Source organism: Streptomyces sp. NPDC050759, assembly GCF_044456945.1.
In the GTDB taxonomy this organism is placed as follows: domain Bacteria; phylum Actinomycetota; class Actinomycetes; order Streptomycetales; family Streptomycetaceae; genus Streptomyces.
Window position 1 is genome coordinate 118,862 of record NZ_JBITGI010000002.1, and the last position, 20,117, is coordinate 138,978.

Below are 20,117 nucleotides of genomic sequence, written 5' to 3' on the forward strand. Positions count from 1 at the left end.
CTGGTTCGACGAGGGCGGCGAGGAGCCGTGCTCCGGACAACTGGAACTCGGGGGGACAGCATGCGTTACGTCAACGGAATGCGCGGTTCGGCGGTGGCGGTCGTCGTGGCTTCGGCGGCGCTGGCGGTAGCGGGATGTCAGCCCGGCGGGAGCGGTGCGGACACCGGAGACGGCGGCGTCACCCCCTCCGCGGCCGTCAGCTCAGCGGCCTCCTCCTCCACACCCGGCACCCCGAAGCCCGGCAGCTCCGCCTCCCGGCCCGCGTCCTCCGCGCCCGCCGCCTCCGCACCCCCGTCGTCCGCACCCGCTCCGGGCGGTTCGGCGCCGACCTGTTCCGCGGGCAGTCTGAAGGCGACCGCCCGTCAGGCCGCCGTGCGGCCGGCCGGTACGGGGACCGGGGCGGCCGTCGTCGAGTTCACCAATGTGTCCGGGCGGACGTGCGTCCTCAAGGGACACCCCACGGTGGCCGGCGCCGGGAACGGCTCTCCCGAGATGAACGTGCCGCTCACCGTCAAGCCGACCGGAGCCGCGGCGCCGGTGAAGGTGGCCGCCGGCGGCAAGGCGTGGGTGAAGCTGACGTTCGTGCAGGTGCAGGGAGAGGCCGACGGGTACTGCGTGTCCGGTTCGGCGCCCGTGCTGTATCCCACGATGGTCCTCCGGCTGCCGGGGTCCGGGGCGCATCAGGTGGCCCTGGAGGACGGGCAGTTCGCCGAGTGCGACGACACCGTGACCGTCACCGCCGTATCGGCGCTCAGGCCTTCTTGACGGCCTGCGGGCCGCCACGAGTTCTCTGACATCGCCGACCGGGCGAGGAAAGATCAGATGACCGCTCGCGGCTTCCTGCCGGACTGCTGATGGGCGAGGCGAGTGCGACGGCCGGGCCCGGCGCCGCTCGGAGCGGCGGATCCAGGCGGTCGGCTTCCCGAGGAAGAAGTCACTGCGGACCTTCAACTTCGGCGGAGCCCCGCGGCAAGGATCAGGTGAGCCGCTGTCGGGCTTCTTCCAGCGACCCGACCACCGAGTAAACGTCCGGGAGGTTCAGACCGACGTACAGGGCCTCTCCATCGAGGCTGCCGCCCGGCTCGTAGAGGCGCACAATCGGCGTCGGGAGTTCGTCGTTGAACTTGGGCGGGTCCCAACCCACGACCCGTCCGAGGAATGTCTTCCCTTCTGCCTGGGCGGCGTAGAACAGCAGGTAATGTGCCGGGTCGATCAGCCAGGGATCAGCCCGGTGCGACCCCCGATCGTCATGCCCCTGCGGCCATGAACCGTCGGACGACGCAGCACGCCAAGCCTGTTCCACATCTTCTGCTGTCCGGCCTATCCAGTACTTCTCGGTCGTTGCGCCGAGAGACACGTATTCGGGTTGGCCCTCGGTCCCGTCCGGGCCGAGAAACCGCACAACTGGCTCGATCGCGGGCCCGGTGATCTCGTTGAGATACCGGTAGAAGGCAACGATCCTGCCCGTCCGCAGCCTGCCGTCCTGGTCCTCGCCGTAGAAGTACCGGCCGTGCCGGTAGTACTGATCCGTGATGTCTTCGTAGTGCGGCCAGTGATCATATCCACGCTTGCGATAGTTCATCGATGACCCTTCAGACGTCGGCGACAGGCAGCACAGACTACTGACCCCCGGGCCTGCAGAATTCGGATCGTGAGGATCAGAGCGACACGTCGATGTAGTCGATGTCGGTGGACCCGACCTCGAGTTGGTGGCACGGCATCCGTTCGCCGGACAGCGGCGCGGCAACCGGCATGACGGTCAGGCGAGGCGGCGGAAGGCCCAGCGCACCAGCTCCTGGTCCACGCGGGGGCGGCCGGTGCGGCACCGGGATTCCGTGCACGGCCTGCACCTCGGTCAAAAAGTCACGGGCGGCATCCCGGAACTGGTGACCAACGCGCACAAATACGCGCCCGGCCCGTGCCTGCTGGACCGGGGATCAGCGACGGCGCCGTGGAGGCCGGCGTGTGGGACACCGGCCCGACGCCGCCAGTGGCCCACAGCCTTGATCCGGGTCGGGTCGGGCCGGACAGCACGGCCTGGACATCGCAGGCTGCGCGGCTGGCAGGCCGGCAAGGCTCTTCTTACTCCATTTCCGATGATGGGACCTCACGGGCAGCCCGTCGTGCAGCCGGCCTCGTAGGACACCGACGCTTCTGCTTTGATCAAGGGAACGAAGGCCCTGGTCAGGGCCCTGCTCCTGCACCGCCATCAGCAGCATGCGGCCGTGCTGGAGGGCCTGCGGGCCGCCGTCGAGCTGGGCACCTGCAGCGACGACGTGGTCACCTCACCCTGGAGGCCCGCAAGGCCTCCCAGGCAGCCGGCCGGGCCCAGACCGTCACCGCCACACCGGCAGCGGCAGACCCTTCTGAACCGTTGGATCCGCAGTTGCCGCAGGTCAGCCATCTGACCCCGTGTCGTCTGGCCAGGTCACTGCCCGAGGCTGCCCGCACGCTGCCCCGCCTGGAGCAGTGGGAGGAACTGCTGAAACTGCGACGGAAGGATTCGTCATGACTGCCGCCCAGCACGCGCTCACCGCCCAGGCATCCGACGCCGCGATCGACACCGCCTGCCGGATGCTCCGCCTTCCCACCATGCGGGCCAGGCCGCCGACACCGTCGCCCGCGCCGAGCGCGAAGGGCTCTCCTACGCCGGATTCCTCGCCGAACTCCTACTCGCCGAATGCGAGGACCGCGCCCGCCGCCGGGCCGAACGCGGCATCTGAGTCGCCCACTTCCCCCGCGAGAAGTCACTGCGCGAGTTCGACTACACCGCCAACCCCAACGTCGATCCGGCCGTCGTCCACCGCCTCGCCACCTCCGACTGGACCACCAAGGGCTACCCACTGTGTCTGATCGGGGACTCCGGCACCGGCAAATCCCACCTGCTCATCGGCCTGGGCACCGCGGCCGCCATGGCCCGCTACCGCGTCCGCTACACCACCGCCGCCTCCCTGGTGAACGAGCTCGTCGAAGCCGCCGACGACAAGCAGCTCGGCAAGACCATCGCCCGCTACGGACGCATCGACCTTCTGGAAATCGACGAACTCGGCTACCTCGAACTCGGCCGCCGCGGCGCGGAGATGCTCTTCCAGCTTCTGACCGAGCGCGAGGAGAAGAACAGCATCGCCATCGCCTCCAACGAGGCGTTCACCGCCTGGTCAAAGACGTTCACCGACCCGCGGCTCTGCGCAGCCATCGTGGACCGGCTCACCTTCAACGCCACCCTGATCGAGACCGGAACGGAGTCCTACCGGCTGGCCCGCACCAAGGCGAACAAGACCAACGGGCTGAGGTGAGCGCCTGCCAAGGATCAGGAGCTGAGATGCTCATGCAGCATCTTCAACTCGCCGTCCCGCCGCACGACGACGTTAGTGCCCCGACCCTGGCCAGAGCGGAGTTCGCCGTTCACGACGCCGGTCCAGGCGAACAGATAGCGACACACCGCGACATCAGCGGTGAGCACAGGCCACTCCAGCTCACGCACTTCATACACCTCGTCGAGGATCCCCGCGAACGTCTTCTCGATCGCGGATCGGATCTCCTCGATGCCCCGATGCGAACCGTCCGAGAACCAGTACACGGCGTCCTCGGCGATGAATGGCACGACACGTGAGATGTCGTGGCTGTTGTTGGCTCGTTCGTACTCGCCCATGAACGCAGCGAGCTCAGATTCCAGAGATGTCCGATCCGTCATACGGCCATCATGCCGACGCCCTCGCGCGGCCGTCACTCTTCCCTCGCCGCTTCAGTGGTCCCAAACCATGCCGCCCTCCGGAGCCACCGCACGACGCCTGACCTTCACGAACCATCCGCGAACTGGGGGCCACTTGGAGCCGCCCGGGGGGCCAAATGACGGTTCTGGCAGCGATCACGGGGAGCCGTCACGAGCAGTCGCTGGAGCGGGACCATCGTGCGGAGTAGTTCGAATTCGCCACGCCTGTACAGCTGTCGGTTACGAGTGACGGCCGCTCTCTCAGTGACAGCGGGCGTTCATGTTCAAGAATTTGCACGGATGGTCGGCGAGTCGTCCGAGGCGAGGCGAGGGCGGGGAGGGGTGCATAGGTCGGCGAGATGTTGTTGGAGCTTGGCGTGACGGAACCGGTAGACAGGCCCCACCTGCCGCAAAACGCCCAGTCGGTGGGCGTCCGCGAGGAACGCCTGTAGCTCCCAAGGCAGTTGTCCGCGCAGTGCGAGCAGGATGCGCGCACTTGAGTAGTGAGACCAAGCGAACGGAAGGACGCCGAGCAGTAGACCGATCACCGCCAAGGTGGTCAGCCCGTACAGGCAGGACTTCAGGACGGCATCAGCAACGGCTGGGTTCCTGTCGCGCTGCTTTGAATGGCGTCGCGGGATGTGGGAGTGCGTGTGTTTCCGGGGGCACGTGCCCAGCGCAGGACGGCCAGGCTTGCGCCGATGAAGGCACCGAGTAGCAGTCCGTAGAGCAGGGGGAGTTCGCGCGGAATGGGCCCAGCGAACGCTCCACTGTCGTCTTCGGGGAGAAGCGTCAGGCCCAATCTGTAGTAGAGGTCGACGACCATTCCGCAGGCGAACGCGGTCCCGACCATGGTCGCCCTCGCGTGAAACAGGCGCTCCGGCCGGCGAGTCCACGTGAACGCTCCTCGGCCGGGGGTCTGTGGTGGTGCGGGCATCCCCACACCCAGCAGGATGACGGCAAACGGAAACGTGGCCCGGCAGACGTCTGGAAGGAGCAGATCAGTATTCAGGGGGTCGGTCCAATTGATTCCAGGAACGAAAAGAAGTTCGAGCAGGACCACGGATGCCGCGGCACATACCACTGTGCTCAGCGCCGTGAGGGTGAGTCGTCGGCTGGCCCAGCCGCGAGACGCGGCCCGGCCGCCGAACATGGCGCTGCGTGGGCCGACGGTCGAGCCATGCTCGTGGCCCACGCCCCCGAGGCCACGCCGTGGCGGTGCTCGGGGCCTGGCCGGCGGCCACGTTCCGGTTCTGGAGCACCTTCCCGAGGAGTTCTCGAAAGCAGTCCCGGAACGGGTGGCCTCCGCACACCGGTCCACCGCGTAACCCGATCACCTCAGCCCGATGTGGGCACCGGGCCCGAGCGGCAGGTCGAACCCGTAGAAGATCCCCAGGATCGCCAGCCACAGCACCAGGAACGGTCCGGCGAAGATGGCCAGCCGGGAGATGAGGGTGCCGAGCCTGGCTTCGGGTTCGTACTCGCGGAGCATCGCCAGAACGAGGAACACGTACGGATTCATGGGTGTCAGGACGCCGGTCGCCGAGTCGCCGATACGGAAGGCGGCCTGGCTGAGTGCCGGGCTCATGCCCATGAGCATGAACGCCGGAATGAAGACCGGACCCACCAGCGACCACAGGGCGGAACCGGAGAGGATGAAGAGGTTGAGACAGGCGACGAGCAGGACGAACGCCATGATCGCCCAGAAACCCGTCACGCCCAGCGAGTTGAACACCGCGGCGGCCTTCACGGCCAGCAGCACCGCGACGTTGGACCAGGTGAACAGCGCGATGACCTGCGCGGCGACGAACATCATGACGATGTAGCCGGACATGGTCTTCACCGAGTCGGTCACAGCGGTGACCGCGTCCTCGGTGCTGGTGAGCGTCTTGACGGTGATCCCGTACGTCAGCCCCGCCAGCAGGAACGCGCCGAAGAGGACCGGAACGATGCCGCTGAGCAGCGGCGAAGGCACATAGGCGCCGCCATCGCCGCGCAGGGGCGCCCCCGGCGGCAGCCACAAGGCGAGAACCGCGCCCAGATAGACCACGACGACGACGCCCGTCAGCAGCAGGCCCCGGCGCTGGACAGGGGTGAGGCGCACCTCCTGCCCGGCCGGCTCGTCGTCGGCCGGCTCGTACGGGCCGAGGCGCGGCTCCAGGACGCGGCTGATGAGGAATCCGCCCAGCAGCGCGAGCGCGATGCTGCTCGACGCGGTGAAGAAGTAGTTGATGAGCAGATGGATGTCGAGCCCGTCGGCCGCCGGGAGCACCGCGGCCGCCTGCTGGGTGATGCCCACGTACAGGGCGTCGAGGGAACCGATGGTGAACCCGGCGGCGTAGCCCGCGGTGACACAGGCGAAGCCGCCGATCAGGCCTGCCGCCGGATGACGCCCGGCGTTCTTGAAGACCAGGGCCGCCAGCGGCGGGAGCACGATGGCGGCGACATCGCTCATCATGTGCGCCTGACTGGCGATGAGGGCAACGGCATACGGCAGCGTGGCGCGCGGGACCCTCGCCAGCGTCGCCCGCATCGCGGCCTCCAGCAGACCGGTCCGCTCGCAGAGCCCGACCACCATGATCAGGACGAGCACGGCGCCGATCGGCGGGAAGGCCGCGAAGTTGGGGATCAGGTTCTCCACCAGCCAGCGCAGCCCCTCGCCGGTGAACAGGCCGGTGACCGCCTTCGTGTCGTCGGTGCCGGGGACGTCCACGGCGACATGGGCGAGAGCGAGGGCGGTCGAGACGACGCCCAGCAGGAGGAAGAGGGCGGCGAACAGCACGATCGGGTTGGGCAGAGCGTTGCCCGCCCGCTCGATGAGCGCGAGGACGCGGTCGAGGACGCCGCGCCGTTCCCTGTCCGGGGTCCTGCCGTCCGGGGTGGGCAGGCCGGTCAATGAGGAGGAGGAGGACATCAGGGCCGCCTTCCGGTCGGTGCGGTCGCCAGCAGGTCCTTGCGGACGACGCCGTCCTGGACGACACAGACAATGTTCGCGGGATCGCCGAGGACGCCGATGTCCGTGAGCGGGTCGCCGTCGCAGAGCAGCAGGTCGGCGGTGCGGCCGGGGGTGAGGGTGCCCAACCGGTCGGCCATGCCGAGGAGTTCGGCGGAGGTGCGGGTGCCGGCGACGATGGCGGCCATCGGGTCCATACCCAGGTCCACCAGATAGGTGAGTTCCATCAGGTTCACGCCGTGCGGACCTACGGCGGCGTCGGTGCCCAGCGCGATCCGGGCACCGTACTCAATGGCCCGGGCGATGTTCTCCTTGGTGATCCCGGACCAGCGGACCTTCTTCTCGTAGTGGTAGGGCGGCATCGTGTCCTTGTTGATGCCGGCGTACACGGTGGACAGGGTCGGCACGACGAAGACGCCGCGCTCGCCGGCCAGATCGAGGGCCCGCTCGTCCAGGCCGTAGCCGTGCTCGATGCTGGTGACGCCGCCGCGCAGGGCGTTGAGGATGCCGGCGTTGCCCTGGGCGTGCGCGGCGACCGGCTTGTCGCCGTGCCGGCGGGCCTCGTCCACGACGGCCCGGATCTCCTCCTCCAGCAGGCCCTCGTCGTCGGGCTGGTCGTACGGGCTGCCCATCCCGCCCGTGGCGCAGATCTTCACCAGGTCGGCGCCCTCGCGCAGCACCCGCCGGACGGCGAGCCGGGCCTCGCCGGAGGTATCGGCGATCTCGGACATCCCGGCGCTCAGGTCGGTGCCGTCGGGCAAGCGCACGTCGGCGTGACCGCCGGTGTGGCTGATGATCCGTACGGCCGTGTGCAGTCGTGGGCCCACAATCCGGCCGGTCTCAACGGCGGTGCGGTAACCCGCGGACAGGCCGCCCAGGTCGCGTGCGGTGGTGACGCCCGCGTCGAGGGTCTGGCGCAGCCGGGTGGCGGTGTCCAGCGTGACCAGCACGGGATCGAGTTCGGCGCGGCGGCCGGGGGGCGAGCCCTGCGCGTAGGCGAGGTGGACGTGGCAGTCGAAGAAACCGGGCAGCACCGTACGGCCGCCGGCGTCGATGGTCCGGACGGCCTCGGTAGCGGGCGGGGCTGCCGCGGCGGGTCCGGCGTAGGTAATGGCTCCCTCGGCATCCGTCACGACGACGGCATCGTTCACAGGGGCGACACCCGTGCCGTCGATGAGCCGGGCATGGTGGATACGCAAAGGGGTCCTGCTGGTCTCTCGCGCGGTGACATCTGTCGCGGTACCGGTCGTGGCATCCGTCATGGCGGGCGATTCACTCCTCCGAAATATGGAACAGGCGAATGGAGTGTGGAATGCACGAGAAAACTCCGGGTCACAGTGCAGCTTTCGACACCGATTCCGCCAAGGCGCGCAGGAACGCGCCACCCGGAGGCGTGCAGGATTTCGCCGCGCTGGGACTGGACGAGCTCGACCGTGCCGTCGTGCACGCGCTGCAGATCCGCCCTCGGGCTCCGTGGACGCTCGTAGGAGAGGTGCTTGCCGTCAACCCGGTGACCGCCGCCCGACGGTGGCACCGGATGGAGAACGCCGGGCTGGCCTGGGTGACGGCCTACCCGCGGCTGACCAACTCCAGGATCGTGGTCACCGGGATCGTGGAGGTGGACGCGGAACCCGGCGCCGGCGAGGACGTGGCGCGGACCCTCGCCGCGGACCCGGCGGTGGCGAACGTCAAGCTGATGGCGGGCGGCCGGGACCTGGTGGCCTCCGTACAGGCTCGGGACCTGACCGCGCTGGCCCGCCTCACCACCCTGCTCTTCCAGGGAACCCCGGGAGTACGGGCGACCCGTACGCATGTGTCGACGGGAGTGCCCACCGAGGGCAGCCGATGGCGGTTGCGCAGCCTGGACGCCGTCCAGTGCGCCCGGATCGAGGCGGCCCTGCCGGCTCCGCCCGAGAGCGAGGACACGGCGGGATGGGACGACCTGGACGAGCGACTCGTGGAACTGCTGAGCACCGACGGCCGCATGCCTCTGCGCCGGTTGGCCGCGGAGACCGACACAGGCCTGACAACTGTGCGTCGCCGACTGCGGTCGCTGCTCGCCACCGGGGTGAGCCTGCGCTGCGACCTCGCCCGCCCGCTGTCCGGATGGCCGCTGTCCGCGGTGTACTTCGCGTCCGTTCCGGCTCAGTACCTCGAGGAGACGAGCCGGGCACTGTCCGGCGTACGGGAGGTCCGGTCGTGCGCGATCACGGCGGGACCGCACAACCTCGTGATCGACGTCTGGCTGCGCGCCCTGGCCGACGTGCACACCTTCGAGGCCCACCTGTCGGGCCGACTGCCACGCCTGACCATCGGCGACCGGTCGGTGGTGCTGCGCACGGTCAAGCACATGGGCCGGCTGCTGGACGGGGACGGCCGGTGTGTCGGCATCGTCCCGCTCGGCCATCCGCAGGACCAGGACGTGCCCCGTCAGACACTGCGCATGGTCGGCACCACCTCGCCCGGAGAAGCCGACGCGGCGCTTCCGTGAGTGTTCTCGTCGTGGCGGGTCGGCGGCCGGGCCCGTACCGGAGCCAGCTTGGGGACGTCTCGCAGGCGGGTCACCCGAGGCGCTTCAACAAAAGCCCGAGAACGTCGTCGGCAGAGTTCATCCCGGCGATCTCCTCGGCCACCGTCGCGGCGCCGTCGGCCACCGCCTGGTCGGCAAGCACTCGCGCGACCGCGTCGGCGACCTGGTCCGGTGTGTCGATGACCAAGGCCGCGCCCGCTTCGGCGGCGCGCGCGGCGTTGACGGGCTTGTCCAGGCCCATCGGGCACAGGACCATCGGCCGGGCAGCGCTCAACGCGGACAGCACACTGCCCGCTCCCGCAGAGGACACCACCACGTCCACTCCCTCCAGCAGGTACCTCATCGGAACGAAACCCGCCAGGTGCACCCGCGTGGGGTCGACCGGCCGGTCCCCGACGTCCGTTGCGGAGTGAGGAGCGACGAGAATGTTGACGTCCAGGGCGGCCAGCGAGTCCAGGATTGCGGCGAGGGTGGCGGGATCCTCGACAACCGTGCCCAGCGTCACGAGGACCAACGGGCGGTCCTCGCGGTCGGCGGACTTCGGCCGGGACCACGTGCTGTTCTCGTCGGAGTGCGGCTCGGGACGGATGGCTATTCGCTCCGCGGGCAGCGTGTAGCCGCCCCGAAGCAGACTGTCGGGCCACGGGTCGATGTAGGCGACGGGCGCCGTGGGGGTCACCCCGTAATGGGCGAAGCGAGCGACGGCAGCCTCGTCAAGCACGGCAGCCAGCCCGGCGTCGAGAGGCAGGGCCGCGCCATGCGCTGCCCACGGGACGCCGAGCGAGGCAGCGGCAAGTGGGCCGAGGTAGTCGACCATGTCGGCGACGATGAGGTCGGGGGCGAAGGCGGTGGCGGCGGCAACCGCGGCCTCCGCACCAAGGCCCACTCGGGATTCGACGAAGAACTCGACCGGTCCGGCCGCCATGTTCTGCATAGCGTCTATTTCGGCGCGTCGGGTGACATCCTGCAGGGTCTCCGGGATGCTCGGGCCGGCGGAGAGTAAGGGCGTCGGAGCAGTCGAGTCGGCCATCGACGCATGGCTGAGCACGGCAACTTCGTGACCGGCACGGCGAGCCGCCGCAACGAGCGGCAGCATGGGCAGCAAGTGTCCAAAGGCGGGCGTGCTGGAAAACAGGATGCGCACGGAACTCCTCAACGTGATGTGGCGGCCATGTCATCGGCCGCTCGAAGGCGACGCAGAACGTCGGCCGGCAGCGAGCAGGCAACTACCGGTCCGCCCGGACCGGACGGACTGCGCGTCCGCCCAACGACGGCGGCCAAAGCGTCCTTGGCCCACGGCAGCCCGTTCCGGCGGGACGGACGAGGGACATACGTGGGGGAACCGAGTGGTTCTGCCCCAGTGCCTGGCCTGCGTAATGAGCTGCACCGCGGTGCGGCGTCAGTCGAAGGTGAATCCGTATGTGTCGGCGACCGCGGCCATCGCCTTCACGTCGACCTCGTTGAGCGGCGGGCCCACCTGTCCGCGCACGCCCGGAGTACCTATCTCGGTGAACATCGCGTCCATGCCGCCCGGGGCGTACAGGAAGTAGATGCGCGCGGGCTTGGTCCGGCTCAGGTTTCTGAAGGAGTGCCGTACGCCCTTGGGCACGTAGACCACCCCGCCTGCCTCGACCTCGTACTTTTCGTCCCCGGCGGTGATGACGAGTTCTCCGTCCATGACGATGAACGTTTCCGACTCGCCGTGATGCGTGTGCGGAGGCGGTCCGGCGTCCGCGGGCATGATCGCCTCCACCAGGGAGAGTTCACCATTGGTGTCCGTCGCCTTCAGCAGCGTGGTGTACGTGTCACCCACGAGGTAAACGGGCTCACCACCGTCGGGCGGAACGTGCACGGGGGGAATGTGTAGGGACACGCGTGATCCTTTGACTCATGTGACGTTGAAACGGCGGACACAGCATGAAGTGCCTCCCACCGCAGTCGGAGTCTGGCAAGAATGACCACCCCGAAACCACAACACGAGGTGCTCAATAGGTGCTCACTCGTGCCCATTCCTGTACGGCCAAAGGCTTGAGCACAACTGCCAACTCATAGCGCAGATCTGGACGCAGGCTGATCCCAAGGGGCTTGTCGGCGCTCGCACCGAGGCCGCCGGCTTGGCTCTTCGCCGAACTCGGCGAAGACCGCATTGAGGCTGACCATTCCTGATGAATGAAGCGTCGGCTTCACGAGGTCGCCTCAGCGGCTCGGCGAACGTCATGGTGGTGAGCATTATTTGGCATGGAACGACCAGGAAATGAGCACCGTGGCCACGCGGTCCGGGCCGGTGGCGGTGCCACGATCGGACCGTGAGGCGCCCGGTGCCCGCTGGGCAGCGGCCTGCGTTGCAGAACGCTGACGGCGCTGTCCGAGCACGAACCGACGCGGCCCGGGGGCCGAGAACGTCCTGTCATGAAGAGGTAACCAGCTTGCGCACACATCGACTTGCCGTGGCCTTGGCCAGTTCCGCCGTCCTGGCCCTGGCGCTCACCGCCTGCGGAGAAGGCGGTGCCGAGTCGAAATCGGTTGGAACGGCACCCACGAAGCCCACCGACACGACCGACACGCCCACCGCCACCGCCGTTTCGGCATCGGCGTCTGCCACCGCCACGGGGCAAGCCACGAAGGGCGCGGGCTCCCAAGACTCCGGAAATGGTGGCGGCAGCGGAGCGGGTGCCGGCAAGACCTCGTCCGCCGGCACGGGCTCCGGCAGTGCCAAGCCCGTGGACTGCACCACCGGTTCGTTGGAGTTCGCCATCAAAGAGGTGAAGAGCCCCATCAACCATGCCCTCATCACGGCTACCAACACCGGCTCGAAGCCTTGCCGCATCTACCGCTACCCCGCCCTGCGGCTGAGTGAGAACTCGCAATCCGAAACAGCCAGGTTGGGGCCGAGCCAACCACAAGCCGTCGTCACCCTCGACCGCGGCGCCACCGCGTATGCGGGCCTGATCACCGCGTCCGTCGACCGCAACAGTCAGACCAAGGTCACGACCTCCTCGATCGGTTTGTCCCTGCACGGCCCCGACGCGGGAGACTCGTCCACCGAGAACGGGGTGGATGTACCCGTTCCCGGCGGTTCCCTGTACGTCGAGGACGACAACGCCCAGGTCACCTTCTGGCAGGACAACGTGAGCGACGCGCTCGCCTGGTGACCTGGAACTGGCGTCCCACACAAGGGCCTTGGCCCAAGCTCAGCCGTCGATCCACGTAAGAAAAAAGGTGTGACCGTCCATGCCATTGCGAGATGGTGACCCTGAATCCGTGGGGGGCTATGTCCTGCTCGACAGGATCGGTGCCGGCGGCATGGGCACCGTGTTCCTGGGCCGCTCGGCCGCCGGACGCAGGGTTGCCGTGAAGCTGGTGCACCCACAGCTCTGCGAGGACGAGGAGTTCCGCGTCCGTTTCCGGCAGGAGATCGAGGCGGTCCGCCGGGTCAGCGGGGCGTTCACGGCACCCGTCGTCGACGCCGACCCGGATGCCGAGCGGCCATGGATGGCCACGCTGTACGTACCGGGCCCGAGCCTGTCGGCCTGCGTGGACCGCGGCGGCCCGCTGAAGGGACCGGAACTGCGGATCCTGGCACTGGGGCTCATCGAGGCGCTGCGCGAGATCCACCGGGCCGGGGTGGTGCACCGCGATCTGAAGCCGGGGAACGTGCTGATGGCCGAAGACGGCCCACGCGTCATCGACTTCGGCATCTCGCGCGCCGCCGACAACCAGCAGTTGACCGTCACGGGCAACCTGATCGGCACGCCGCCGTTCATGTCACCGGAGCAGCTGCGTTCGCCGCGCGACGTCACCCCGGCGTCGGACGTGTTCTCGCTGGGCTCGTTGCTGGCCTACGCGGCCACCGGAAGCGGCCCGTTCGACGCGGACACGCCATACATGGCCGGCTATCAGGTGATGTACGAGCCGCCGACGCTGGACGAGGTTCCGCGACCACTGCGCGGTATCGTCGAACGCTGTCTGGACAAGGACGCGGCGGCACGCCCCGGATTGGTGGAACTGCACGACTGGCTCAGCGCGTTGCCGCAGACAGCCGACTCCGGCAACTCCGACCACACCACCGGTTCGGACGAACACGGCCACCCCGACGATCCCGACAACGCGGTCGGCACAGGCGACAGGGCGATTCCCGGAGCCTCCACGCAACCCGTCACCGGCCGAGGTCTGCGCAGAGAACGTCGTGGCCGACGGCTCACTCGTCTGCTCACGGCCGTCGGTACAGCGGTCGCCGTCACCGCGTTGAGCCTCGCGGCGGTCAACGCCTTCGGCGGCGACGAACGACCCACCGCACGCACCCCTTCGCTCCCCGCCGGCTGGCACCCCTGGCAGACGACACTCCGCCTCGGCTCCGTGCCCGACACCGCTATGGATTCCGGCCCGCCGGGATGCGTCCCCGAGCGCACCGTCCTCTACTGCGGCGGCGAGGGCTTCACCGTCGCCAAGGTCGATGCCGCCACCGGCCGCGTCATCTGGCGGTCCGGCGACTCCGTACAGAACACGATGCCGTACGGCGTGCGGGACGGGGTCGTGTACGTCGCCGAGCAGACCCAGGGTGAATTCCGGACCGCGGCTCTGGACGCCGCCACCGGGAAGCGCAGGTGGGTGCGAGACAGCGACGGCTCGGTCGTCTTCAGCGGCGGGCTGCTGACCTCCACAAACGACATCCAGGGATTCATCGCGTACGACACGTCGGGGAAGGAACTGTGGCAGTCGCCGAAGGCCGCGTTCTGCGCACCCCTGTCCCTGGCCGGCGTTCCGTACGCCGAGTGCACGATCACCGGCCAGACCACCACCCTGCTGCGCCTCGACCCGGCCAATGGCACGGCACGCAAACTCGCGGCCCTGCCGATCGGATCGCAGGGCATCGGGCAGTCCGGAGGCGCACCGGTCTACGCGCAGCCCGCGGCGGCTGCGAACCAGGACGGGGAGATCGAGAGCGAGCGCCGGTACACCACCTTGCTCCGGGTCGACCCGCGTACCGGCGCCGTCCGTCCCGTGCCGCTGTCCCGCACCCTGCGCGGCGCGCCGACCCTGCTCGGCGACGACGTCGTGGTCTTCGCCCAGACCAACGGAAACGTCACCGCGGTGTCCGCCGATGACGGCAAGCAGTTGTGGCAGCGGTCGACCGGCATGGAGGGCCTGTCGCAGCCGGTCTTGTCGGCGACGTACGAGCGGATCTACATCTCCAACCGCATCGGCCGCGTGGTGGCCCTGGACCTGAGTACCGGCAAGGAACTCTGGCGCACCTCCGCCGTCGACATCCTCGGGGACGCGTCCCAGGACTGGGCGCCGAGCGTTGTCCTCGTCAGGGACGAGATCGTGGCGATGGCCGGCAACACGCTCTCCTCCGTCGGTCCGAACGGCCCCACGTCACAGGCCACCGACTGACGGCCCGGGCGTGCAACGGCAGAGGGCTCGTTGAGCGAGGCCACCTCCACGGCGCGGCGGACATCGCTCAGCCGGGCTGCCCGCCTCACTGCTCCGCCGGCAGGTCCCGGCCCACCGGAAGGACCGGTGTTCCGCTCAGTTCGTGACTCCACAGGACGTCCCTGATGTGCTGCACCGCGGCCGTCAGGTGGCGGCGGTAGGTGCTGAAAGACATCCCGAGGCGTCGGGCCGCCGCCTCCTGGGTGGGGGCGGTCTTGCTGTACGTGGTCGTGAGGACCTGATGACGTGTCTCTCCGCCGCGCTGCCCCAGCAGGGTGTCGATGGCGTGGAGCAGGACATCGTGGAGGTTCTGGTCGTGCTCCGCGACCAGTCGGCTGCGGTTGAGGGGGTTTGCCGCGAGTTCGCCCGGCCACCACAGTGCACGCAGGGCATCCCGTACGGCGGTGTCGAACTCCGTCCGGGACAGCACCACGTGGTCCGACCGCTCCTGCGGAGGTATGACCGCAGGCGTGACGGCAGCCACGTCATCCTGCAGAGCTTCGTGCTTCTCCGCCACCCACTCCATTGCGGACCGGGTACGCCAGTCTTGGGCGAACAGACGGTAGCCGTGGTCGCCGACCACGGGACTGGCATCCGTCGGCCGCATGTCGCCGGGCGCGAGGTGAGCGTTCCAGAATCCGTCGTCCCTCATCACGACGAACAGCCACGCCAGACGGTCGGCCCGGATGATCTCCGCCGTCACGCGCCACGTGACCAGGTTCAGAGACGCCGAGGGCCGCTGGTATGCCTGTGCGTCCACGATGAACCGTGCAACAGCCATGTGCTCGCCCGCTCGCAGTGGGCTGCCGGCGCGGGCGTGGGACCAGGCGGCGGCCACCACCGGATCGACGTCCTCCCCCTCCGGTCCGCTGAGCCGCAGCAACGTCGAAAAGGCAGTGATCTCGTCGGTCCGGTTCGAGCGGTAGACCCTGAACGCTTCGGGCTGCCGGTTCAGCCAGAAGCGGGCGATCGCGGCGGACTCGGCGCCCTCCGTCAGGTGGACCAGGTCCACGACGCGGCTCTCGTCGTCAGGCGTACAGGGCATTTCCCGCACCGCGTCCTCAGGGTCCCATACGAGGGTGTCGGCAAGATGACCGAGGGACCGGTCCAGGTACACGAGTGAGTTCATCGCCTGGAGCACCTGTGCGGCGGGCACCTCGCGGACCCGCGCGAGCAGATGGTGGTACATGCGTCGGCGTAGGGAGGCGAATCCGTCGGGGTCCCGCCAGCGGAGATCGGCGGCCAAGACCTCGCGCACGACATCGTGCGGAAAGAGCCCGGAGGCGGTGGATTCGACGAACGGCTGGGTGCGCAGCCAGGCGAACAGTTCAGCGGCGTCTTCGCCCATCATCGCCCGCAGCAGGGCCTCGGAGGTGACGTCGGCCTGCGCGCACACCTCCAGCGCCGTGCGGTGCGCCGCACTCGGGGCGTGGCCCACGAGGTGGGGCAGCAACGTCGCGATCACGTCCTGGCCCGGTGACCAGTCGGCAGTGCCCCGGGTCCCGTCCGTGTCCCGCTGCGCGGCGACCGCCACCGCCAGCGACAGGGCCAGCGGATTACCACTGGTGAACGACAGCAGCGCGTGGTGCGTCCCGGCCGGGACACCCCGTACGCGCAAGAAGGCGGCGGCATCCTCCCGGGCCAGATCCCGCAACCGCACCACCCGAAGCAGGTTCGCCCACCCCGGATCGGCGACCCAGCGGGGATCGGGGGCCGCGCGTCCGGCCACCACCACGACCGTGCCCAGCGGCAACCGCGGCAGGAACTGCTCCCACAACCAGTGCTCCAGGCCGTGGCAGAGCTCGAAGGTATCGACCAACAGCACCGTGTTCGGCTCGCCGATCGCTTTCCCGGCCGCGTGCTCGAAGTCCTCCGGCGTCGCGGCGACCGTACGCCCGTCCACCTCGATCACCAGCCGTCCCGCCTCCTGCGCCTCGAGAGCGAACCGCCTCAGCAGCGCGGACTTGCCGATCCCGCCGGGCCCGTGCAGATACAGAACCGACGGCGCCTGGGAGTCCCCCGCCAGCGCGGACCGGAAGACCGCCCGCTCCGCCACCCGCCCCACGAACGCCTGGTCCCGCGCGGTGACCACCAGGTCACCCAACAAGCCACCGTTCCCCGAATCCACGAGCCCCCCCCCACCAACCGAACCATGCATGGCCGAGCACCTTACGCCGCGCACCCCAGACCAACCGAAGGGATGAGACCGCGCGTCGATATGACTTGGTTCACTCCTCCGCCGGTAACCCGAGTGTCGGTGCAGGGACCGGGCGTGCCTGGAGCTGTCAGGGCTGCCACCGGTGGTCCGGGTCCTCGGGGGCGTGCACATCGAGGCGGCCGGTGAGCAGGGCATGCGCCAGCGGGTTCCAGGCCAGGATGTCACCGGTGACGCCGGTCACGAGCACGGGCGCCGAGATCGACACGATCCTCGCTGTGTCTCGACCGCGGGTTTTTGACGTCGGGGTTGGTTCCTGGCCCGCTCGGCCCCAGCGGTGCACGAAGTCCGCCGCCGGGAACGCCGTCGGGCTGCGCGGGTCGCCTCCTCGGCGCGGCGGTTGGCCGGGAAGGGCAAGGAGCGCGGCGGATTGACGGGGGACAAGCCGCGCCGGAGCACGTACGCATTGATCACGGGAAAGTGGTCGTGCACGACGTCCGCGGCCGCCTCGATGTCCGCGCCGAAGAGGATGCGCGCCACTGTGCGCAGTGCGAACCGGTCCATCTCCCTGTTCACGTCGACGACCGTGGCGCGGGCGGTGCGCCAGCGTTCCACCATGCTGCCGGCCTCCAGTGTCACCGCTGCGGCGTAGCCGTCCACCTGCCGCTTGGTGAACAACGGCCGGATGATGCGGCGTTGGCGCAGATAGTCGGCGTCCTGGCTGGTGAGCAGGCCATTGCCGATGGACAGCCGGATCTCCTCGTCAAGCCGGTTGTCCTTGCGGAAGTTGGCCGTCTGTGTGGCCAGGACCTGCTGTGCGCCCTCCGCGGAGAAGACGCAGTGCGTCACCGAACGCAGTCCTGGTGGGCCGGCGGAGATACGGACCACGTCGCCAAACTCTCGCCGCGCGCGCACGAGTGTGTCCAGTGACTCGCGCCGGAGGTCGAGTGCCGAGCCGAGCAGGGGAAGGCCTTTGGGGCCCGGTATCTCAGCGATGGCGGTCATGGGTGTCTTGTCTTGCACGGGTGTAGCTCCTCAGGGAAGTTCCTGATCGGGTAGTGAGCTGGTAGCGGTGGTGGTCAGAGGCGGGGTAGCGGCACTGAAGCTCGCATCCGCCATGGCAGGCCCGTCAGGCCGAGCGGGGCGGTGGGCTCCGGTGAGTCCGGCGGTCGCCGATCAAGTGGGCGGCAGGCGCCTTGGACCGCTCCGATGGCGGTCGGCCGACCGGTGCCCTGGGACGGGATCGTCACCACACTTTCGGTGACCGCACGCACCTTGGTTCCCGGCCAAGCAGATCCTGATGGCATCTCGGGTGGAGCGCTCTGCGCTTCTGCTCGGCCACCGCCCTGACGAGCTCACCCGCGGGTTCCACGTCCAGGGACGTGAGCTCCGCGGGGTCCAGCACCGGCACGAGATCCGACACAACCTCTGCAACCGCCCAGGAGGTGTACGGGCGCTGGTTGACCTGGCGCTGCCGAGGCGGCACGGGCTGCCTTGCGCCAGGTGGTGTTGCCTGCCTGAGTCCGCTCCGTCACCAGCTCCCTTGGAGCAGCGGCCCGTGCCTGGGTTCCCGGACGCGGGTGGCTGTGTCAGGAGAACATGAGGGTCTTCACCACCCGCTGCGCGGCGACGTCCTCGAGCGCGCTATGCCTGAGGTCAGGGAGGCGTCCGGCTCAGTCGCGCGAGGCGCCGATGGCTGCCAGGAGTTCGGCGCGTGAGGGGCCGGGAGCATGGTAACGCGGCTGATTGGCGCCGAGGGTCATGATTTTTTCGGTCAGGCCCGGGGCCGCCAGTACCTCATGGGCGGGGAGGTGGAGCATCGCCAGGTCGGCCAACGCACGGAGCACGTCCGGGTCGCGGAGCTTGGCCGCGTCAAGGGCTTTGCCGATCACCCAGCTCGGGTCCGCTGTCTCGTACGGTTCGCCGGTGATGTCCCCGTCGATCTCCGCCAGCCGGTGGCGGCTCCAGCCTGTGATGCTCCGGTAGATGGGCGTAAGGCGGGCCTCGGTGAGCTCGTCGAACCGGAGGACCAACTTCTCGGCGTCGGCGGAGCCGACCTCGCGCAGTGTGTCGCGCAGTGCCTGGGCGTGCAGCACCCCCGTGCTGAGGCCCGCTCCGGGCGCCGGATTGCTGGTCGCCCAGGCATCCCCGACCGCGACGAAGCCGGTGACCACCGGCCGACCCTCGACGACGTGGCGGCGGTACTCGCCTTGGGTGCCCGCCATCGCTCGCACACCGCCCACCGGCTCATGGGCCGCCCACTCGGCGACATCGGGGAAGAGCGCGACCGCCCGCTGCCAGGTGTCGGTGTCGTGCAGGGCCCGCAACTGCCGGTCCCGGGAGGAGACATAGAGCCCCACGGCCCAGATGTCGTTGTCGCAGGCGAACTTGCCGACCGTCAGCCCTTCGTGATGTTCCAGCACCCAGCCCCGGTACGACGGCCGGTTGTTCTGGGGCGCCCGGAAGTAGCGGGAGTAGTAGACGAATCCGTTGGGCTCGCTCTCCACGACGGGCGCGCGGTCTCCGATGGCGTCCAGCATCCGTGGGACGGCGGAGTTCCGGCCGCTCGCGTCGACCACCAGGTCCGCGTGGAGCACCTGGCCGTTGGCGGTCACCACCCCGCCCACCCGCGGGGTCGCACTCGACGTCGCCGAGGCGGTGACCAGCGCGGTGACGTGCACGCCCCGCAAGACAGTGACACCCTCCGTCCGGGACGCAACGCGCGCGACCGCCGCCTCCAGCACCGGGCGGCGGGCCGCCACGCTGTCGAAGCGCTCATCCCCGGGGCGGGCCCCGGCAGCCTCCGCCGGCAAGTCCGCGAACTGGATCAGGTTCATCCGGGTGCCGCCGAGGGCCTCCAGTTCGGCAACCACCTCCGGGAGTTCATGGTCCATCTCCATCAGCCAGCGAGGCATGACCATGTGCAGCATGCGGAACTGCTTCACCCCCCGCCGCTCCCACCCCTCCCACAGCCCGGCGGCGTCGCCGTGCGGCTCATCGGGGTTCCGCTCCACCACGGTGACGCGGTGGCCGTCGGCGGCGAGCAGCATCGCGGTCGTGAGCCCGGTGGGACCGGCGCCGAGGACCAGCACATGAGTCATGGACGTTCTCCTGAAAGGCGAAACAGATACGACCCAGAGTCACGCGGCCGTACTGATGAGAGCCAGGCCATTCCCTGTCCAACAATTGCTCCAATGCCGGGTGAGACGCCCCCGGCGTGGTTCGGAGCCTCTGGCCGCGCGCTTTCGCGAAGGTAAGTGTCCGAGGCTTGGTCACATGCGCGAAGAGTTGCCTCTGAGCTGAAGCGATGAGGCTTGCCGAAGCGGCACAGCAG

The 20,117-nt window shown here is 69.1% G+C and carries 15 protein-coding genes and 1 pseudogene; 5 read left to right on the top strand and 11 right to left on the bottom strand.

Annotated elements, in window-relative coordinates:
* The first annotated feature begins 60 nt into the window (after positions 1-60).
* The gene (locus tag ACIBJB_RS06335) at positions 61-765 is read left to right on the top strand and encodes a DUF4232 domain-containing protein (RefSeq protein ID WP_398927075.1); all 705 of its coding nucleotides are present in this window, start codon (positions 61-63) and stop codon (positions 763-765) included.
* A 211-nt stretch (positions 766-976) separates the two neighbouring features.
* Here ACIBJB_RS06335 and ACIBJB_RS06340 read toward each other — a convergent pair whose 3' ends face one another.
* A complete protein-coding gene (locus tag ACIBJB_RS06340) occupies positions 977-1,582 on the bottom strand; it encodes a hypothetical protein (RefSeq protein ID WP_398927077.1) in 606 nt (201 codons plus the stop codon).
* Between the two features lie 926 nt (positions 1,583-2,508).
* On the opposite strand from ACIBJB_RS06340, the pseudogene istB reads away from it, so the two are divergent.
* A pseudogene (gene istB, locus ACIBJB_RS06345) lies at positions 2,509-3,296 on the top strand (IS21-like element helper ATPase IstB).
* A 14-nt stretch (positions 3,297-3,310) separates the two neighbouring features.
* On the opposite strand, the gene ACIBJB_RS06350 reads toward istB, so the two are convergent.
* From ACIBJB_RS06350 to ACIBJB_RS06365, 4 genes are all read right to left on the bottom strand, one after another.
* Positions 3,311-3,694 carry a YybH family protein gene (locus ACIBJB_RS06350; RefSeq protein ID WP_398927079.1) on the bottom strand — a complete coding sequence of 128 codons (384 nt, stop codon included), beginning with the start codon at positions 3,692-3,694 and terminating at the stop codon, positions 3,311-3,313.
* 598 nt (positions 3,695-4,292) lie between these two features.
* The gene (locus tag ACIBJB_RS06355; RefSeq protein WP_398927081.1) at positions 4,293-4,907 is read right to left on the bottom strand and encodes a hypothetical protein; all 615 of its coding nucleotides are present in this window, start codon (positions 4,905-4,907) and stop codon (positions 4,293-4,295) included.
* Between the two features lie 138 nt (positions 4,908-5,045).
* Positions 5,046-6,626, bottom strand: coding sequence for an AbgT family transporter (locus ACIBJB_RS06360; RefSeq protein ID WP_398927083.1), 1,581 nt, complete (start codon positions 6,624-6,626; stop codon positions 5,046-5,048).
* Positions 6,626-7,927 carry an amidohydrolase family protein gene (locus ACIBJB_RS06365; RefSeq protein WP_398927085.1) on the bottom strand — a complete coding sequence of 434 codons (1,302 nt, stop codon included), beginning with the start codon at positions 7,925-7,927 and terminating at the stop codon, positions 6,626-6,628. The genes ACIBJB_RS06360 and ACIBJB_RS06365 overlap by 1 nt, the downstream gene beginning before the upstream one ends.
* Before the next feature lie 50 nt (positions 7,928-7,977).
* Here ACIBJB_RS06365 and ACIBJB_RS06370 point away from each other — a divergent pair, with 50 nt between their 5' ends.
* The gene (locus ACIBJB_RS06370; protein WP_398927087.1) at positions 7,978-9,156 is read left to right on the top strand and encodes an Lrp/AsnC family transcriptional regulator; all 1,179 of its coding nucleotides are present in this window, start codon (positions 7,978-7,980) and stop codon (positions 9,154-9,156) included.
* A 70-nt stretch (positions 9,157-9,226) separates the two neighbouring features.
* Here the strand turns inward: ACIBJB_RS06370 and ACIBJB_RS06375 are convergent, their stop codons facing one another.
* Together ACIBJB_RS06375 and ACIBJB_RS06380 are read right to left on the bottom strand one after the other, a co-directional pair.
* Positions 9,227-10,339 carry a glycosyltransferase gene (locus tag ACIBJB_RS06375; protein WP_398927089.1) on the bottom strand — a complete coding sequence of 371 codons (1,113 nt, stop codon included), beginning with the start codon at positions 10,337-10,339 and terminating at the stop codon, positions 9,227-9,229.
* Between the two features lie 255 nt (positions 10,340-10,594).
* On the bottom strand, positions 10,595-11,047 hold the full coding sequence (locus tag ACIBJB_RS06380) for a cupin domain-containing protein (protein ID WP_398927091.1): 453 nt from the start codon (positions 11,045-11,047) through the stop codon (positions 10,595-10,597).
* 595 nt (positions 11,048-11,642) lie between these two features.
* Between ACIBJB_RS06380 and ACIBJB_RS06385 the strand changes: the two genes are divergently transcribed.
* Together ACIBJB_RS06385 and ACIBJB_RS06390 are read left to right on the top strand one after the other, a co-directional pair.
* Complete coding sequence (locus ACIBJB_RS06385) at positions 11,643-12,347, top strand: DUF4232 domain-containing protein (protein WP_398927093.1); 705 nt, start codon at positions 11,643-11,645, stop codon at positions 12,345-12,347.
* 109 nt (positions 12,348-12,456) lie between these two features.
* Positions 12,457-14,589, top strand: a complete 2,133-nt coding sequence (locus ACIBJB_RS06390) for a PQQ-binding-like beta-propeller repeat protein (protein ID WP_398927095.1) — start codon at positions 12,457-12,459, stop codon at positions 14,587-14,589.
* 85 nt (positions 14,590-14,674) lie between these two features.
* On the opposite strand, the gene ACIBJB_RS06395 is transcribed toward ACIBJB_RS06390, so the two are convergent.
* The 4 genes from ACIBJB_RS06395 to ACIBJB_RS06410 form a co-directional block, all read right to left on the bottom strand.
* Positions 14,675-16,732, bottom strand: coding sequence for an ATP-binding protein (locus tag ACIBJB_RS06395; protein ID WP_398927097.1), 2,058 nt, complete (start codon positions 16,730-16,732; stop codon positions 14,675-14,677).
* A 181-nt stretch (positions 16,733-16,913) separates the two neighbouring features.
* Positions 16,914-17,051: a hypothetical protein gene (locus tag ACIBJB_RS06400; RefSeq protein WP_398927099.1), complete on the bottom strand. Its 138-nt coding sequence runs from the start codon at positions 17,049-17,051 to the stop codon at positions 16,914-16,916.
* The gene (locus ACIBJB_RS06405) at positions 17,024-17,788 is read right to left on the bottom strand and encodes a cytochrome P450 (RefSeq protein WP_398927101.1); all 765 of its coding nucleotides are present in this window, start codon (positions 17,786-17,788) and stop codon (positions 17,024-17,026) included. Before ACIBJB_RS06405 ends, ACIBJB_RS06400 begins: the two co-directional genes overlap by 28 nt.
* 668 nt (positions 17,789-18,456) lie before the next feature.
* Positions 18,457-19,884 (bottom strand): FAD-dependent oxidoreductase, encoded by a 1,428-nt coding sequence (locus tag ACIBJB_RS06410; protein WP_398927103.1) that lies wholly within the window; start codon positions 19,882-19,884, stop codon positions 18,457-18,459.
* Between the last annotated feature and the right edge of the window lie 233 nt (positions 19,885-20,117).

What these genes read in the sequence shown, in the direction of transcription:
- ACIBJB_RS06335 (WP_398927075.1), top strand. Translation starts at nt 61, where the DNA reads ATGCGTTACGTCAACGGAATGCGCGGTTCGGCGGTGGCGGTCGTCGTG.
- ACIBJB_RS06340 (WP_398927077.1), bottom strand. Translation starts at nt 1,582, where the DNA reads ATGAACTATCGCAAGCGTGGATATGATCACTGGCCGCACTACGAAGAC.
- ACIBJB_RS06350 (WP_398927079.1), bottom strand. Translation starts at nt 3,694, where the DNA reads ATGACGGATCGGACATCTCTGGAATCTGAGCTCGCTGCGTTCATGGGC.
- ACIBJB_RS06360 (WP_398927083.1), bottom strand. Translation starts at nt 6,626, where the DNA reads ATGTCCTCCTCCTCCTCATTGACCGGCCTGCCCACCCCGGACGGCAGG.
- ACIBJB_RS06365 (WP_398927085.1), bottom strand. Translation starts at nt 7,927, where the DNA reads ATGACGGATGCCACGACCGGTACCGCGACAGATGTCACCGCGCGAGAG.
- ACIBJB_RS06370 (WP_398927087.1), top strand. Translation starts at nt 7,978, where the DNA reads ATGCACGAGAAAACTCCGGGTCACAGTGCAGCTTTCGACACCGATTCC.
- ACIBJB_RS06405 (WP_398927101.1), bottom strand. Translation starts at nt 17,788, where the DNA reads ATGACCGCCATCGCTGAGATACCGGGCCCCAAAGGCCTTCCCCTGCTC.
- ACIBJB_RS06410 (WP_398927103.1), bottom strand. Translation starts at nt 19,884, where the DNA reads ATGACTCATGTGCTGGTCCTCGGCGCCGGTCCCACCGGGCTCACGACC.